General features: G+C 68.3%; 11 protein-coding genes. 1 reads left to right on the plus strand and 10 read right to left on the minus strand.

Annotated elements, in window-relative coordinates; translation table 11 throughout:
* Nucleotides 1–47 precede the first annotated feature (47 nt).
* The 8 genes from secF to EAT51_RS15095 all read right to left on the minus strand — a co-directional run bounded on the left by secF (nt 48) and on the right by EAT51_RS15095 (nt 8639).
* Nucleotides 48–1016: a protein translocase subunit SecF gene (gene secF / locus EAT51_RS15060; protein WP_130521106.1), complete on the minus strand. Its 969-nt coding sequence runs from the start codon at nt 1014–1016 to the stop codon at nt 48–50.
* A gap of 91 nt (nt 1017–1107) precedes the next feature.
* Entirely contained in the window at nt 1108–2994 is a 1887-nt protein-coding gene (gene secD / locus EAT51_RS15065; RefSeq protein WP_130535600.1) for a protein translocase subunit SecD, read from the minus strand.
* Nucleotides 2995–3133: 139 nt separating this feature from the next.
* Nucleotides 3134–3481 (minus strand): preprotein translocase subunit YajC, encoded by a 348-nt coding sequence (yajC, locus tag EAT51_RS15070; RefSeq protein ID WP_130521110.1) that lies wholly within the window; start codon nt 3479–3481, stop codon nt 3134–3136.
* Between the two features lie 172 nt (nt 3482–3653).
* Nucleotides 3654–4796, minus strand: a complete 1143-nt coding sequence (gene tgt / locus EAT51_RS15075; RefSeq protein WP_130561786.1) for a tRNA guanosine(34) transglycosylase Tgt — start codon at nt 4794–4796, stop codon at nt 3654–3656.
* Nucleotides 4793–5836 (minus strand): tRNA preQ1(34) S-adenosylmethionine ribosyltransferase-isomerase QueA, encoded by a 1044-nt coding sequence (queA, locus tag EAT51_RS15080; protein WP_130561787.1) that lies wholly within the window; start codon nt 5834–5836, stop codon nt 4793–4795. The genes tgt and queA overlap by 4 nt, the downstream gene beginning before the upstream one ends.
* A 108-nt stretch (nt 5837–5944) precedes the next feature.
* On the minus strand, nt 5945–7354 hold the full coding sequence (locus tag EAT51_RS15085) for an XVIPCD domain-containing protein (protein WP_130561788.1): 1410 nt from the start codon (nt 7352–7354) through the stop codon (nt 5945–5947).
* Nucleotides 7351–8025, minus strand: coding sequence for a hypothetical protein (locus EAT51_RS15090; protein WP_130561789.1), 675 nt, complete (start codon nt 8023–8025; stop codon nt 7351–7353). Before EAT51_RS15090 ends, EAT51_RS15085 begins: the two co-directional genes overlap by 4 nt.
* Nucleotides 8026–8207: 182 nt before the next feature.
* Nucleotides 8208–8639 carry an Lrp/AsnC family transcriptional regulator gene (locus tag EAT51_RS15095; RefSeq protein ID WP_130521121.1) on the minus strand — a complete coding sequence of 144 codons (432 nt, stop codon included), beginning with the start codon at nt 8637–8639 and terminating at the stop codon, nt 8208–8210.
* Nucleotides 8640–8809: 170 nt separating this feature from the next.
* On the opposite strand from EAT51_RS15095, the gene EAT51_RS15100 reads away from it, so the two are divergent.
* Nucleotides 8810–10309, plus strand: a complete 1500-nt coding sequence (locus EAT51_RS15100; protein ID WP_130561790.1) for an aminotransferase class III-fold pyridoxal phosphate-dependent enzyme — start codon at nt 8810–8812, stop codon at nt 10307–10309.
* A gap of 316 nt (nt 10310–10625) precedes the next feature.
* Here EAT51_RS15100 and EAT51_RS15105 read toward each other — a convergent pair whose 3' ends face one another.
* Together EAT51_RS15105 and EAT51_RS15110 are read right to left on the minus strand one after the other, a co-directional pair.
* On the minus strand, nt 10626–11798 hold the full coding sequence (locus EAT51_RS15105; protein ID WP_228257953.1) for an NHL repeat-containing protein: 1173 nt from the start codon (nt 11796–11798) through the stop codon (nt 10626–10628).
* Entirely contained in the window at nt 11798–14350 is a 2553-nt protein-coding gene (locus EAT51_RS15110; protein ID WP_425478247.1) for a TonB-dependent receptor, read from the minus strand. The genes EAT51_RS15105 and EAT51_RS15110 overlap by 1 nt, the downstream gene beginning before the upstream one ends.
* Nucleotides 14351–14372: the final 22 nt, after the last annotated feature.

Below are 14372 nucleotides of genomic sequence, written 5' to 3' on the forward strand. Positions count from 1 at the left end.
CGCACTGGAAGCGCGGCCTTTGCCAGAGTCGAAAGCGGCAAGGGTGCTCAGGGGCGGCGCGCCAGCGCCTCCACATCCTTGGCCTTGGGCAGCAGATCCTGCTTGGTGACCTTGAACGGACCGATGCTCAGCAGCGGCACCGCCACGATCACCGAGGACACCACCACGATCACCGCACCGACCATGTGCGTCTCGGCCAGCCCTTCCATCGAACGACCGCCGTACAGATACAGCGCCAGCGCCGACAGGAAGAACATCACCGCCGTGATCACCGTACGCGAGAGCGTCTGGTTGATCGAACGGTTGAGCACTTCCAGCGGCTCCACGCGCAGACTGCGGAAGTTCTCGCGCACACGGTCGAAGACCACGATGATGTCGTTGATCGCAAAGCCCATCACCGACAGCAGACCGGCCAGCACCGTCAGATCGAACTCACGGCCCAGTAGCGACATGTAGGCCACCGTCAGGATCAGGTCGAAGAACGCCGTCAGCGAGGCGACCACCGCGAACTTCCACTCGAAGCGGAACGCGATGTAGATCAGGAAGCCGGCCAGCATGAAGATGGTCGCGTACAGACCGTTCTTGGCCAGGTCCTTGCCGACCTGCGGACCGACGAACTCACCCGGCTGCACCGTGGCCGGATTGGCGTCGCTGGTGACGACCTTGCGCACGCCTTCAGCCACCACCCGGCCGGCGTTCTCGTCGTTGTTGTGCTCGCCATGCGGCTGCAGGCGCACCATCACATCGTTGGCGCTGCCCACGTTCTGCACCTGGGCGTTCTCGAAGCCGTTCTGGTCCAGCAGCGTGCGCAGGTGGTCAACGTCGACCGGCTTCTCGAAGTGCGCGCGCACCACGGTGCCGCCGGTGAACTCCAGCGCGTAGTTGAAGCCCTTCAGGCCGATGATGGCCAGCGAGGCGATCAGGAGCACCACCATCAGCACCAGCACTGGCTTGCGCGGGCGCATGAAGTCGATCTTGGTGTCGTTGGGAACGATGTGCAGCGGGAAAAGTTTCATGCCACGTTTTTCCTTGAGAAGTCCGCACACGCAGGTGCGGGCTTTTGCGCGGGACGCGCGTACTGGCGCAGGCGCTTGCGAGGGCCTGGCGTCAGATCGCGACCGAGTTGAGCTTCTTGCGGCGACCGTAGATCAGCGTAGCCAGCGCGCGCGAGACGGTGATCGCGGTGAACATCGAGGCGAAGATGCCGATGATCATCGTCAGCGCGAAGCCCTTGAGCGGACCGGTACCGAAGGCGAACAGCGCGATGCCCACGATCAGGCCGGTCAGGTTGGCGTCCAGGATGGTGCCGCTGGCGCGCTCGTAGCCCTCGGCGATGGCCTTCTTGGCCGGCACGCCCAGACGCAGCTCCTCGCGGATGCGCTCGTTGATCAGCACGTTGGCGTCCACCGACAGGCCGACCGACAGCGCCAGACCGGCGAAGCCCGGCAGGGTCATGGTCGCGCCGAAGATGGACATCACCGCCACCACGATCAGCAGGTTGAACAGCAGCGCCACCGAGGTGATCGCGCCGAACACGCGGTAGTAGATGGTGAAGAACACCAGGGTGAACAGGAACGAGTACACCACCGCCTTGATGCCGCGCTCGACGTTCTCCGCGCCCAGGCTGGGGCCGATGACGTATTCCTCGACGAAGCTCATCGGCGCGGCCAGGGAGCCTGCGCGCAGCAGCTTGGCCAGGTTGTCGGCCTCATCCTTGGTCAGGCCGGTGGTCTGGAACTTGTTGCTGAAGACGCCGTTGATGGTCGAGGGCTGCAGCGCCTCCTCGCTCACGCGCACGCTGCGCACCTCCTTGCCATCGACCATCTTCACTTCCGGAATGCGCTCGATGTAGACCACCGCCATGCGCTTGCCGACGTTGACGCTGGTGAAGTCGAACATGCGCTGGCCGGCGACGCTGTTGAGCGTGATGTCCACGGCCGGCTGGCCGTTCTGGTCGACGTTGGAGACCGCGTTGACCATCTGGTCGCCCGAGGCCAGCACGCGCTTGTTGAGCAGGACCGGGCCGCGGTTGTCGCGCAGCTGGTAGAGCTTGGCTTCCGGCGGCACGTTGCCGGTGCGCATGGCCTCCAGCGCGTCGCCTTCGACCACGGCGCGGAACTCGATGGTGGCCGTGGCGCCGATCATGCGCTTGGCCGCGGCGGTGTCCTGCACGCCCGGCAGCTCGACCACGATGCGGTCGCTGCCCTGCTGCTGGATCACCGGCTCGGCCACGCCGAGCTGGTTGACGCGGTTGCGCAGGGTGGCGATGTTCTGCTGGATCGCATCGCCGGAGATGCGGGTCAGCTCGCTCTCGGGCAGGCCGATGACGATGCGCTGGCCCTGCACGTCGTAGGTCAGCGCCGAGGCGCCGACCAGCGCGCCGGAGGCGCTGGCGTTGGCAGGCGCCAGCACCTTCATCAGCGCATCGCGCGCGGCGGTGGCGCTCTGCCCCTCGGCCACGTTGACCACGATGGTGTTGTTGGCGCCGCGCAGCACCGAGTCGACGCGGATCTTGGCGTCGCGCAACGCGACGCGGGCGTCTTCGGCGTAGGCCTCCACGCGCTTGTCCAGCGCGGCCTTCTGGTCCACCTGCAGGGTGAAGTGCACGCCGCCCTGCAGGTCCAGGCCGCGCACCATCGGCTTGGCGCCCAGCCTGGACAGCCAGGCCGGCACGGTCGAGGCCAGGTTCAGCGCCGGGGTGTAGTTCTCGCCCAGCGATTCGCGCAGCGCGTCGTTGGCCTTGGCCTGCGCGTCGGGCGTGGACAGGCGCACCAGCAGGTCGCCGTCGCGCTTCTCGATCTGCTTGGGCGTGATGCCCGCCGCCTTGAGCGTCTCATCGACCTTGGCGCGCAGCGCATCGTCGATGGCCGCGCCGCGACTGGCGGTGATCTGCACCGAAGGATCCTGGGGATAGATGTTAGGCAGCGCATAGATCGCGCTCACCACCAGCACTACCAGGATCAGGACGTATTTCCAGCGGGGAAACTCGAGCATTGCTTGGCACCCGCGCCGAGCAGGCGCGCATTTGGTTGATCGAACCTGTGGCCACCGGCCCCGGATCTCGGGACCGCCGGCACGGCGTTGAACAGCAAGACGGACCGCGCCAGGCGGTCCGTCGGATGAAGCGGGTGGTTCAGACGGCGGACTTCAGGGTGCCCTTGGGCAGCACGTTGCCGACCGCGCCCTTCTGCACCCGCACCTTGACCCCGTCGGCGACTTCGACGGTGACGAAGTTGTCGCCGATCTCGGCCACGGTGCCTGCGATGCCGCCGGAGGTGATCACCTCATCGCCGCGCGAGAGCTTGTCCAGCAGGGCCTTGTGCTCCTTCTGGCGCTTCATCTGCGGGCGGATCATCACGAAGTACATCACCGCGATCAGGACGATCGGGAACACCAGCATCGACAGGCCACCGCCCTGCGGGGCGGGCGCGCCGGCGGCCTGGGCGTGGGCGGCGGGGATCAGGAAATCGAGCAGATTCATGTCAACAAGGTCCATGGTTGGGCCGAAAGCAGCCGGGAATTATGCCATGTGGCCGCCAGCGCGTGGCCGCAAGGCCCGCGTGCGTGCGATTCACCCCAATTCCCCGCATCGTGCCCTGATCGGACAGCGCCGGCGGGCAAAAGTTTCCCCGGCGTGCGCGGTGACAATCCGGTCACCCCGGCACGGCCATCCCGCGCTCCGCATAGAACGCGGCGCGGAAGGCCTGGAACCGCCCCTGCTCGATGGCCTGGCGCATCTGCGCCATGAGCCACTGGTAGTACCACAGGTTGTGCAGGGTGCCGAGCATTGGCCCGAGCATCTCGTTGCAGCGGTCCAGGTGGCGCAGGTAGCTGCGGGTGAAGCCGTTGCGGCAGGCGTAGCAGCCGCAGCCCGGCTCGATCACGTCCAGGTCGTGCTCGTACTTGCTGTTGCGGATGCGCACCGTGCCGAAACGGGTGAAGTAGTGCCCGTTGCGCGCGTTGCGGGTCGGCATGACGCAGTCGAACATGTCCACCCCGCGCGCCACGCCCTCGACCAGATCCTCGGGCCTACCCACGCCCATCAGATAGCGTGGCTTGTCGCCCGGCAGCTGCGGATGCAGATGGTCGAGCATGGCGTTGCGCTCGTCTTCGGTCTCGCCCACCGCGAGCCCGCCGATGGCATAGCCGTCGAAGCCGATGTCCTGCAGCCCCTGGGCCGACTGCGAGCGCAGATCGCCGTGCACGCCGCCCTGGACGATGCCGAACAGCGCCGCGTCGTTGCCCAGCCCATCGTGAGCCTGCCGCGAGCGCCGCGCCCAGCGCAGGGACAGCTCCATCGACTTGTGCACCACCCGCTTGTCGACCGGCTTGCCGTCCACGTTCACCGGCGGGCACTCGTCGAAGATCATCACGATGTCCGAGTCGAGCACGCGCTGGATCTTCATGCTCTCCTCCGGGCCCAGGAACACCTTGGCGCCGTCGGTCGGCGAGGCGAAGGTCACCCCCGCCTCGGTGATCTTGCGCCGGTGCGCCAGCGAGAACACCTGGAAGCCGCCCGAGTCGGTCAGGATCGGCCTGTCCCAGCGCGCAAAGCCATGCAGGCCACCGTGCTGGCCGATGACCTCCAGGCCCGGGCGCAGGTACAGGTGGAAGGTGTTGCCCAGGATGATCTCGGCGCCCAGGTCCTTGATGTGCTCGGGGAACACGCCCTTGACCGAGCCATAGGTGCCCACCGGCATGAACGCCGGGGTCCGCACCGTGCCGCGCGGAAAGCTCAGCTGGCCGCGCCGGGCATTGCCGTCGGTGGCCTTGAGCGTGAAGTCCATGCGGCTCATGCTGACGCCTCCTGCGCCTGCGGGAACAGCAGCATCGCATCGCCGTAAGAGAAGAACCGGTAGCCCTGCGCCACCGCATGCCGGTAGGCCTGCAGGATGCGCGCCTTGCCGGCGAAGGCCGAGACCAGCATCAGCAGCGTGCTCTCGGGCAGATGGAAGTTGGTGATCAGCGCATCGACGCTGGTGATGCGATAGCCGGGGAAAATGAAGATGCGCGTCTCGCCAGCGAAGGGCTGCAGCTGGCCCTCGCGGGTGGCGCTTTCCAGCGCGCGCACGACCGTGGTGCCGACCGCGATCACCCGGCCGCCGGCGGCGCGGGTGCGGCGGATCTGCTGCACCAGTTCGGCGCCGACGTTGAGCCATTCGCTGTGCATGCGGTGCTCGCGCACGTCGTCAACGCGCATGGCCTGGAAGGTGCCCGCGCCCACATGCAGGGTGATGTGGCCGAACTGCACGCCCTGGGCCTTCAGCCGTTCCAGCAGCGCTTCATCGAAATGCAGGCCGGCGGTCGGCGCGGCGACCGCGCCCAGTTCGCGCGCGAACACGGTCTGGTAGCGCTCGTCGTCGTCCTGGCCCGGCTCGCGGGTGATGTACGGCGGCAGCGGCATGCGCCCGGCCTTGAGCAGCCAGCTGTCCAGCGCATCGCCGACCTCGAAGCGCAGCTCGTAGAACTCGCCCTCGCGGCCCAGCACCTCGCAATGGCCGCCGGCGTCCAGCGCGATGCGGCCGCCCGGCTTGGGCGACTTGCTGGCGCCGATCTGCGCATGGGCGCGGTTGTCGGGCAGCAGACGCTCGATCAGGATCTCGACCCATCCGCCGGTGTCCTTCTGGCCGAACAGCCGCGCCGGGATGACGCGCGTGTCGTTGAATACCAGCAGGTCGCCGGCGCGCAGCTGCTCCGGCAAATCGCGCACGTGCAGGTCGGCCAGCGGCGCATCGCCTGGCGGGACGATCAGCAGACGGCTGGCGGAACGCTCGGGCAGCGGCGCCTGGGCGATCAGCTCGGGCGGCAGGTCATAGTGGAAATCGGACTTCTTCAACGCGGGCAGTCGGTGTCGGGTCAGCCGCGTATTCTAGCGGGCCGGCGAGGCCGGCCCCGCCGTGGCGCAGGCTCGCCCCTGCGAAGGGGGCGCCCGCGCCGGACGCGCTCAACCCATCACCGGGCCCTGGACCACCGGATTGGCGCGCTCCTGCGCCTGCTGGCGCGCGTGCGACTGGGCGAGCTGGTCGGTGGCGAGCTGCCATTGCGCGGTGCTGGCCTCGACCGGGCGCTGCACGGCGCTGGCCACCTCCACCTGCGCCCGCTGCCGGGCTTCGGCCGGGCCATTGGAGGCCTCCACGGCGAAGGCGCGGCTGCCGTCCGGGCTCAGGCCCACCCGATCGATCGAGGACAGATGCGGGCTGGCGGCGGTCAGCGCCGCGGCCAGGCGCTCGCTGCTGCCATCGGGCGCGCGCCCCATGCCCTGATCGATCCGCGCGACCCCGGCGTAGGCCTGCTGGTAGCGGCCGTTGGCCGGGTGGCCCGGGTCACGCATGTCGGGCGGCGGCACCGCGCCAGGCGCGAGCGAGGCGCCGTGCTGGCGATGCTGCTCCCGGCGCGCGGGCTCGCCCGCGGGCAGGGACGGCTCGATGAGTTCGCGGATCCGGTCGACGGCCGGACCGGGGCCTCGGAGCATTTCGCCTGCATCGCCCAACGCGCTCGCGCCGCGGCGAATCGCCCGGACATCGCTCCGGTAGCTTTCGATCATGTGCTCGTGTTCGCGCGCCCGCGTCCGCGCTGCCGGATCGCTCAGCGCCGACACGTCGGGCTTGTAGTTGCCATCGACGTTGAGGAAGTTGTGCATCATGTGCGAGGTATTCACCGACGCCGCGATCGGGTTGTCAGGCGTCAGCGCATCGGCGATGACGCCATCCCGATAGCCGGATACGCGCAACTGCGTGATCTCCGAGGCCTTCGCATAGACGCGGACCCGCCCGTAGTGCGGACTGGCCGAACTGACCACATCGGCCGCCATGACGTGATTGATGAACTTCGGCGTGGCTTCCTCGGGAATCCGCAGTCCCAGGCTTGCGGCGCCATAGGGGTTGAAGGCCTCGCCGCGCAGATCGAAGTGGTGCGCGGTGATCTGCGCGAGCGTGCCGCCGAGGGAGTGGCCCGTGACGGTGACTTCGGGCGCCTTTTCGTGGCGTTTCTTCGCATCCACCTCGGCAAGGTCGAGCGCCCTGCCCGTCAATGCGATCGCGTCGGCAGCCTGCTGGTTCACCCGGCCGAAGACCATGCCGCCGTCAGTTAGCAGGCCATCTCTGAGCGGCTCCCGCGTGAACTCGGTTCCGCGATGCGCCACGATGATTTCGTGCGTATCTTCCCGCTGGAAGATGGTGCCTTGATAGCCCGATGGCTTGTCGACGTAGGCCAGTATCTTGTAATTCGTCCCATCCGGCATGGTGACCGACTTACCCACCAGCGAGGCGATATCGATCTCCTCATTACCCTTCTGATCTCGGCCGTAGCTGAAATCCGCGAGATCGGCGTACTGCTGGCTCTGCATTTTCTTCATTTCGCGTCATCCTTGACTGGCGTAAATGTCACCGTGAACAGATCCTGGTCTTGAACCGACGGACCATAGTCCGATCGGCCACCGCCCGTATCAGGATAATCTTCGACTCCCTCTGCTTCAGGGTATGTAACCCTGTTGAAGTACACGTTCTCGGGCGAGCCGGCCAACAGCTTGTCGTCGGGAATGCTCGGAATGAACAGCGTCTCGGCGTGCGCGCCAGTGGCCTTCATATGCACCCGGAACTGGATCAGCTTCCAGTGGCAGACGCCGCGCCCCGTGTAGTCCTGATCGAGCATCTGGTCGGCGTAGACCGTTCCCACGTACTCGGTTTCGGAGATCTTCTGCAGCGGGATCTCCACGTCGTCGGTCGGCACCGGGGCGGTGCGGCCGCCGGGGTTGTCCTTGGGCGGACTCAGGCATTCCTTGTTGACCACGTCGTACTGCGCCAGCGCCTTCATCCAGGCGAAGGGACCTGGCGCATCCTTGATGGTCATGGTGATGCGGTAAGCATCCTTGGGCGCGGGGTTGCGCGCGGACGCGACGGCGCCGCCGTGTTCGGCAGGCGAGGAGGTCACAGCATTCATATCGGTCCTTGAATCTGAAGGAGAACAGGCCGCCAGGGCAAACAACAGCGCGGGCGCGGCAAGCAAGCGGGGCTGGGTGCGCGTCATGGGGTCCTTCCACGGGGGAATCGGCAAGCCTTGCCGGAATGGTCCCCAGCGCAGGCGGGCCTGTCAAATCGGGATGCAGTGCAAGAAGCGGCGGGGCGATCGAACGCAATCCGGTCGAGTCGCCTCGCTGCGGGTGGCGCAACGAAACGAAATCGCGCGGCAAGCGCCCGCAATCCAGCCCCTCAGCGCTCGAACTTGGTCGACAGCACGATCGAGGAGGTGGTGCGCTCGACGCCCTCGATCGCGCCGATGCGGTCGGTGAGCTCGTCCATCTCACCTACCGTGGGCGCCATGCCGATGGCGATCAGATCGTGCGGGCCGCTGACCGAATGCAGGGCACGCACCTGGGCCATCGCGCGCAGCGCATTGGTCACGGCAACCATCTGCTTGGGCCGCACGGTGATCAGGATGTGGGCGCGGATGTGGCCGTGTTCCACATCATCGCGCAGGCGCACGGTATAGCCGGCGATCACTCCCTGGCGCTCAAGCCGTTCCAGCCGACTCTGCGCGGTGGTGCGCGACACGCCCAGGCGGCGGGCCAGCTCGGCCACCGGCGCGCGCGCGTCCTCGCGCAACAGGGCCAGCAGGGCCTGATCGGGGGCGGATACCGTCATTGTGCGCAGCTCCCTTCGTCGATACGACGAAAAAACCGGTGGATTCGCCAGGATCATACCTGTCGAATCGACGGTCGTTGCTTCAATAATGCAGGCATCCCCGTGTTTCCCTGGCGCCTCGCCCTGCTGCGCTGCGCCACGCCCGCCCGTTCGCCCCAGGAGACCTGCCGATGTCCGTGACCGCTCCCCTCGCCCCGCTGCGCGCCCGCGCCGGCACCCGCCTGACCGAAGGCCTGGACGAGGCCACCCTGGCGCGACTGGCGCCCGGCCATCCGGACCTGGGCCGCGCCATCGCCGCGGCCGCCGCGCAGTTCGCCGCGCTGGAGGACAGCTTCGATGCGCTGCTGGACCTGGACGAGGCCGAACAGGTCGCGCGGGTGCAGGAGGGTTACGTCAACTTCTACGCCGACGATGCGGTCAACCCCTATGTCGCCCTGGCCGCCTGCGGGCCGTGGGTAGTCACGCTGAAGGGCGCGGTGCTCTACGACGCCGGCGGCTACGGCATGATCGGCTTCGGCCATACGCCCGATGCAGTACTGGCGGCCATGGCCCAGCCGCAGGCGATGGCCAACATCATGACGCCCAGCCTGTCGCAGCTGCGCTTCGATGCGGCCCTGCGCGCCGAGATCGGCCACACCCGCGCCGACGGCTGCCCGTACGCGAAGTTCCTGTGCCTGAACTCGGGCTCCGAGTCGGTCGGCCTGGCCGCGCGCATCGCCGACATCAACGCCAAGCTGCTGACCGACCCGGGCGCGCGCCATGCCGGCGCCGCGCTCAAGCGGGTGGTGGTCAAGGGCAGCTTCCATGGCCGCACAGACCGGCCCGGGCTGTATTCGGATTCCAGCCGCAAGACCTATACCCAGCACCTGGCCAGCTATCGCGGCGAGGATTCGGTGATCGCCGTGCCGCCCTACGACGAGGCGGCGCTGCGCAAGGTGTTCGCCGACGCGCAGGCCAACGGCTGGTTCATCGAGGCGGTGTTCCTGGAGCCGGTGATGGGCGAAGGCGACCCGGGCCGCGCGCTGCCGCCGGCCTTCTACGCCGCCGCGCGCGAGCTCACCCGCGTCCACGGCAGCCTGCTGCTGGTCGACTCGATCCAGGCCGGTCTGCGCGCGCATGGCGTGCTGTCGGTGGTGGACTACCCGGGCTTCGAGGGCCTGGAGGCGCCGGACATGGAGACCTATTCCAAGGCGCTCAACGCCGCCCAGTACCCGCTGTCGGTGCTGGCGGTGACCGAGCACGCCGCCCGGTTGTATCGCAAGGGCGTGTACGGCAACACCATGACCAGCAATCCGCGCGCCCTGGAGACCGCCTGCGCCACGCTGGCCCTGCTCACCCCGCAGGTGCGCGAGAACATCCGCACCCGCGGCGCGCAGGCGGTGGCCAAGCTGGAACAGCTCAAGGCCGAGCTGGGCGGGCTGATCACCAATGTGCAGGGCACCGGCCTGCTGTTCTCGTGCGAGCTGGCGCCGCAGTTCAAGTGCTATGGCGCCGGGTCGATCGAGGAGTCGCTGCGCATGCGCGGGCTCAACGTGATCCACGGCGGCGCCAATTCGCTGCGCTTCACCCCGCACTTCCTCATCGACGCCGACGAGTTGGACCTGCTGGTGTCGATGGTCGGCCAGGCCCTGCGCGAAGGATCGCGTCAGCAGCAGGCGCAGGCGGCCTGATCCGCCCAGCCCCATGCAGCAGGAAGGCCCGCGCGAGCGGGCCTTCTTGTTTGGTTCTTCGCCGAAGCAAGTGGTTAGTGAGCGGGCTTCGCCCACCCACCTCGAACGACGGACGGATGGATCGGCGCCTCTTTCGACTTGCGACCCGAAGCCTCTTGACCTGACGCGCGCGGCAGCGGGCCGGCGGGTGGTGGCCGCGACGAGCGAGGCAGGATGCCGAGCGCCCGAATCAGGGCAGGATGCCCTGACTGAGGGACAAGCGGCCACCGCCCGCCGGACCGCTGCCCACTCCGAAGAAAGCCAGTACGACAGGAAGCTAGGACTTGCAGCCCGGCAGCGCCAGGGCCTTGGCGACGTCGCGCCAGTCGAATGCCGCCACCGCCTGGTCGTCGTGCAGCGCATAGAACGCGCCCTGCGGGAAGCGCGCGTCGCCGCGCGCGTCCATCCACACCCCGTCGGTGTTGGCCGTGACCTTCCCGGCGAAGGCGCCCAGATGCCGCAGCGTACTGCGATCGAACACATGGAACAGGCTGCGGTCCTTGAACTGGTCGGTGCCGATCCAGTAGCCGCTGCCGTCCGCGCAGGCCAGCAGCGCGATGCCCTCGGCCTGGGCCTTGTACAGGCCCGCGCCGATGTCGCGGCCGGTGTAGGTGCCATCGGAGAGCCGGTACTCGCGCAGGCGCGTGCCGGTCGGTACGTCCTCCTCGGCCAGCAGCAGGCGGTCGTTGTCCGCGTCGCCATAGACCGACTCGGCGATGCGGATCGCGCCTTCCTGCGCGGTGTCGCCGAAGGTCTGACGCAGGGTCGCCTGCCACTGCCCGCCCTCGCGGCTGAGCTGGTAGCGGCGGAAGCGCTGCCCCAGCTGCGCCAGCGGCGGCACCGTGTCCTCGTCGGCGCCCAGCATGTAGTTGTCGCTGACGATGACCTCGATGCCTTCGTCCCTGGCGTGCGCCCACAGACCGTAGGGTTTCTTGAGCTCCTCGCTGCCGAACACCGCCACCGACTTGAAGTCCGGCAGCGAGAACGCCTGCACGCGGTGGTTGTCGCGTTCGACCACCAGCGCCAGGTCACCCACCACCGACACGCCGTTGGGCCGGTCCAGCTGGCCCGGCGCGGCACCCTTGCCGGCGACGGTGCGCAGACGCTTGCCGGTGTCGCCATCGAACACCACCAGCTCGCCCGTCTTCTTGGCGGTGGTGATGACCCAGCGCGCCCCATCCGGGGCGGCCCACACCGCCGGCGAATCCAGATTGTCCTGCGGCGTGGCGGCGGTGACGAAGGCCTCGGCCACCACCTGGTGCGGCACGTGGGCCGTGGCCAGCAGTGGATCGCCGGTGCCGGCTTCGTCGGGTTCGCGGTCGCTGGTCGCGGATGTGGCTGGCGGTGCGGACGCCGCGGGCGCGGCGACCGGCGCTCGATCGCAGGCCGACAGCAGCGCGCACGCGATCGCCAGCGCGGCCGCGCCTCGCGGCAGGCGGACGGCGGCCATCACAGCTTCACCTTCAGGCCGACCGCGAAGCTGAGGCCGTATTCCTCGAACTGCTGGGTATGGGCGCGATCGCCCTGGTAGCGCTCCAGCGGCTTGTCCAGCAGATTGGACGCATCGAAGAACAGCTGCACGCTGTCGCTCAGCTGCACGTCCAGGCCGAAGTCCAGCTGCGTATTGGGCGCCACGTAGATGTCGTACGGCGCCGAGGCGCCGAGCTCGTCCAGGTACGCGCTGCGGTACACCGCCGACACGCGCGCGGACACGCCGTACTTCTCGTAGCCGAGGTAGCCGCGGTACACGTGCCGGGATGCGCGCGGGAGCGTGAAGTCCTCACCCTTGCGCGTGGCCACGCCGGGATCGAAATCGGTATCCAGCCAGGTGCCGCTGGCGCCGACCAGCAAGCCGTTCCAGCCCTCGGGCAGGAAGTCGAGCTGCTGCTGGTAGTTGAACTCGGCGCCCAGCACCTTGGCGTTGTCGCCGTTGATGGCGCGGGTGACGTCGAAGCCGGCATAGGCCGGGTCGTTGTTGCTGACCGTGTCGACGATATAGCCGTCGATCCACTTGCGGAACAGGCCCAGCGAGACGATGCCGCTCTGCCCCAGATACTTCTCGAAGGACAGGTCCAGATTGGTCGATTCGTAAGGGTCGAGGTCGGGATTGCCCAGCTCGACCCGCCCGTCGTCGCGGTCGATGGTCGCATGCGGCGCGATCTGGCCGAACCCGGGCCGCGAGACGGTCTTGTTCAAGGCCGCGCGCAGCGTCCAGCCATCCCCGCCGTCCCAGCGCAGGTGCAGCCCCGGCAGCACGTTGGTGTAGCTGCGGTGGGCCTTCAGCGGCGTGGCGCTGAAGGACCCGTCGTCCTGGATCTCGATGCTGTTGCCGGTGGCGGTGAAGCTGGTGTTCTCCACGCGCACGCCGGCGATCGCGCGCAGCGCGCCGATGTCCCAGGTGCCCATGGCGTAGGCGGCCAGGATGTCTTCCCTGGAGGTGTAGTCCTCGGCCAGCGCGGCGACGGCGTTGCTGGCCACGTCGCCGGCGGCGGCGCTGTAGCGCGCGCCGTTCTGCGCCCAGTAGGCGCGCATGGCCGAGGAGCTCAGCGCCTGACCCAGGCTGTTGTGACGATGCTCGGGCGCGGCGACCGTCCAGGTGGTCGGGTCGATGGCCGGGCCCTTGGACAGCTCGGGCTCGTTCTTGTCCACGTCGCGGTCGCGGAACCGGCCCAGCAGGCCCAGCTTGTAGCTGGCGTGGTCGCCGTCGAAGCGCGCGTTGATCTTGGCGCTGACCTCCTTGTCGTCCGTGCTGCCCGGCGAGAGCACCCACTTGTTGAAGGCGTAGTTGGCGTTGTCGGCCCAGCGCTCGCTGGAGAAGTCGATCTCCGGCAGGCGATCGGTCTGGTCGATGCTGGCCGTCAGCCCCTTCTTGGCGGCCTTGGTGATCTTGAAGCGGGCCTCCTGCTCGTCGGGCACGCGCTCCTCGGTCTTGGTGTAGCCGACCTGGTAGTCCAGCACCGCGCCGCTCAGCCGGTTCTCGCCGCCGAAGCTGGCGGCGGCGGTGTTCTCCTTCTTGGTGCGGAAGCGCACGCGCTTGCTCAGGTCGTCCACCGGGGCCAGGTAGGTGCCGTCGCCCCGGGCCACGACGGTGTCCGGGTCGAAGTCGATGACGGTGTTCTGCCGGGTCTCGGCGTCCTGGTAGTCGCTGTAAAGCGTGCGCAAGTAGTAGCGGTTGTCCGCGTCCGGGCGCCAGTCCAGGTTGAGGTTGGCGCCCCAGCGCTTGCGCTCGATGAAGTACTTGCGCCGCTGCTGCTGGACCATGAACAGTTCTCCGCTGTCCAGCGCGTCGTACTCGCCCTCGGTGTTGTCCGACTCGAACTTGCGGTCCTGGTAGTTCAGGCCCAGCGCCATGCCGAAGGTGTCATCGGCGAAGCGCTCGCTGTAGTTGAAGGCGGCCCGCGGGCTGGTGTGCCCGCTGAGCTGCTGGTGGTCGGCCTCGATCCTGCCGCGCACGCTGCGGCCGTCGCGGTCGAAGGCCGAGGCCGATTCGACCTCGATCGCCCCGCCGATCGAATCGCCCGGCATGTCCGGCGTCGGCGACTTGACCACCTTCAGGCGTTCGGTCGAATCGGACGGGATCAGGTCCAGCGGCGTGGCGCGGTTGTCGCTTTCGGTCGTGCCGATGGCGATGCCGTCGATGGTGACGCTGTTGAGCGCCGCGTCCAGGCCGCGCACGACCACGTAGCGGCCCTCGCCCTGGTCGCGCGTCACGCTGACGCCGGGCAGGCGCGAGACCGACTCGGCCACGTTCTGATCGGGGTAGTCGCCCACATCGTCCGCGGCGACCGCGTCGAGGATGGCGTTGCTGTCGCGCTTGAGGTCGATCGCGCGGACCTGCGCCTCCAGCTGTGGGCGCACCACAAGCCGGTCCAGGGTGGTGGCATCGGCCGCAGGCGCGGCCGCGGCCGGTGCGTCGGCGGCGGGACCGGCCAGCACGGGCGGAGCCGCCAGTGCGGTCAGCGTGAGCGAAATGGCGCAGGCAAGGCGATGGCGCGTCAGCACGGTGTGTCGTTCCCCAACGAAC

The sequence above is a fragment of the Pseudoxanthomonas winnipegensis genome (assembly GCF_004283755.1).
GTDB classification, from domain to species: domain Bacteria; phylum Pseudomonadota; class Gammaproteobacteria; order Xanthomonadales; family Xanthomonadaceae; genus Pseudoxanthomonas_A; species Pseudoxanthomonas_A winnipegensis.

Coding starts and splice junctions, on each gene's coding strand:
- secF (WP_130521106.1), bottom strand. CDS start 1,016: ATGAAACTTTTCCCGCTGCACATCGTTCCCAACGACACCAAGATCGAC.
- secD (WP_130535600.1), bottom strand. CDS start 2,994: ATGCTCGAGTTTCCCCGCTGGAAATACGTCCTGATCCTGGTAGTGCTG.
- yajC (WP_130521110.1), bottom strand. CDS start 3,481: ATGAATCTGCTCGATTTCCTGATCCCCGCCGCCCACGCCCAGGCCGCC.
- tgt (WP_130561786.1), bottom strand. CDS start 4,796: ATGAGCCGCATGGACTTCACGCTCAAGGCCACCGACGGCAATGCCCGG.
- EAT51_RS15085 (WP_130561788.1), bottom strand. CDS start 7,354: ATGAAGAAAATGCAGAGCCAGCAGTACGCCGATCTCGCGGATTTCAGC.
- EAT51_RS15090 (WP_130561789.1), bottom strand. CDS start 8,025: ATGACGCGCACCCAGCCCCGCTTGCTTGCCGCGCCCGCGCTGTTGTTT.
- EAT51_RS15095 (WP_130521121.1), bottom strand. CDS start 8,639: ATGACGGTATCCGCCCCCGATCAGGCCCTGCTGGCCCTGTTGCGCGAG.
- EAT51_RS15100 (WP_130561790.1), top strand. CDS start 8,810: ATGTCCGTGACCGCTCCCCTCGCCCCGCTGCGCGCCCGCGCCGGCACC.
- EAT51_RS15105 (WP_228257953.1), bottom strand. CDS start 11,798: ATGGCCGCCGTCCGCCTGCCGCGAGGCGCGGCCGCGCTGGCGATCGCG.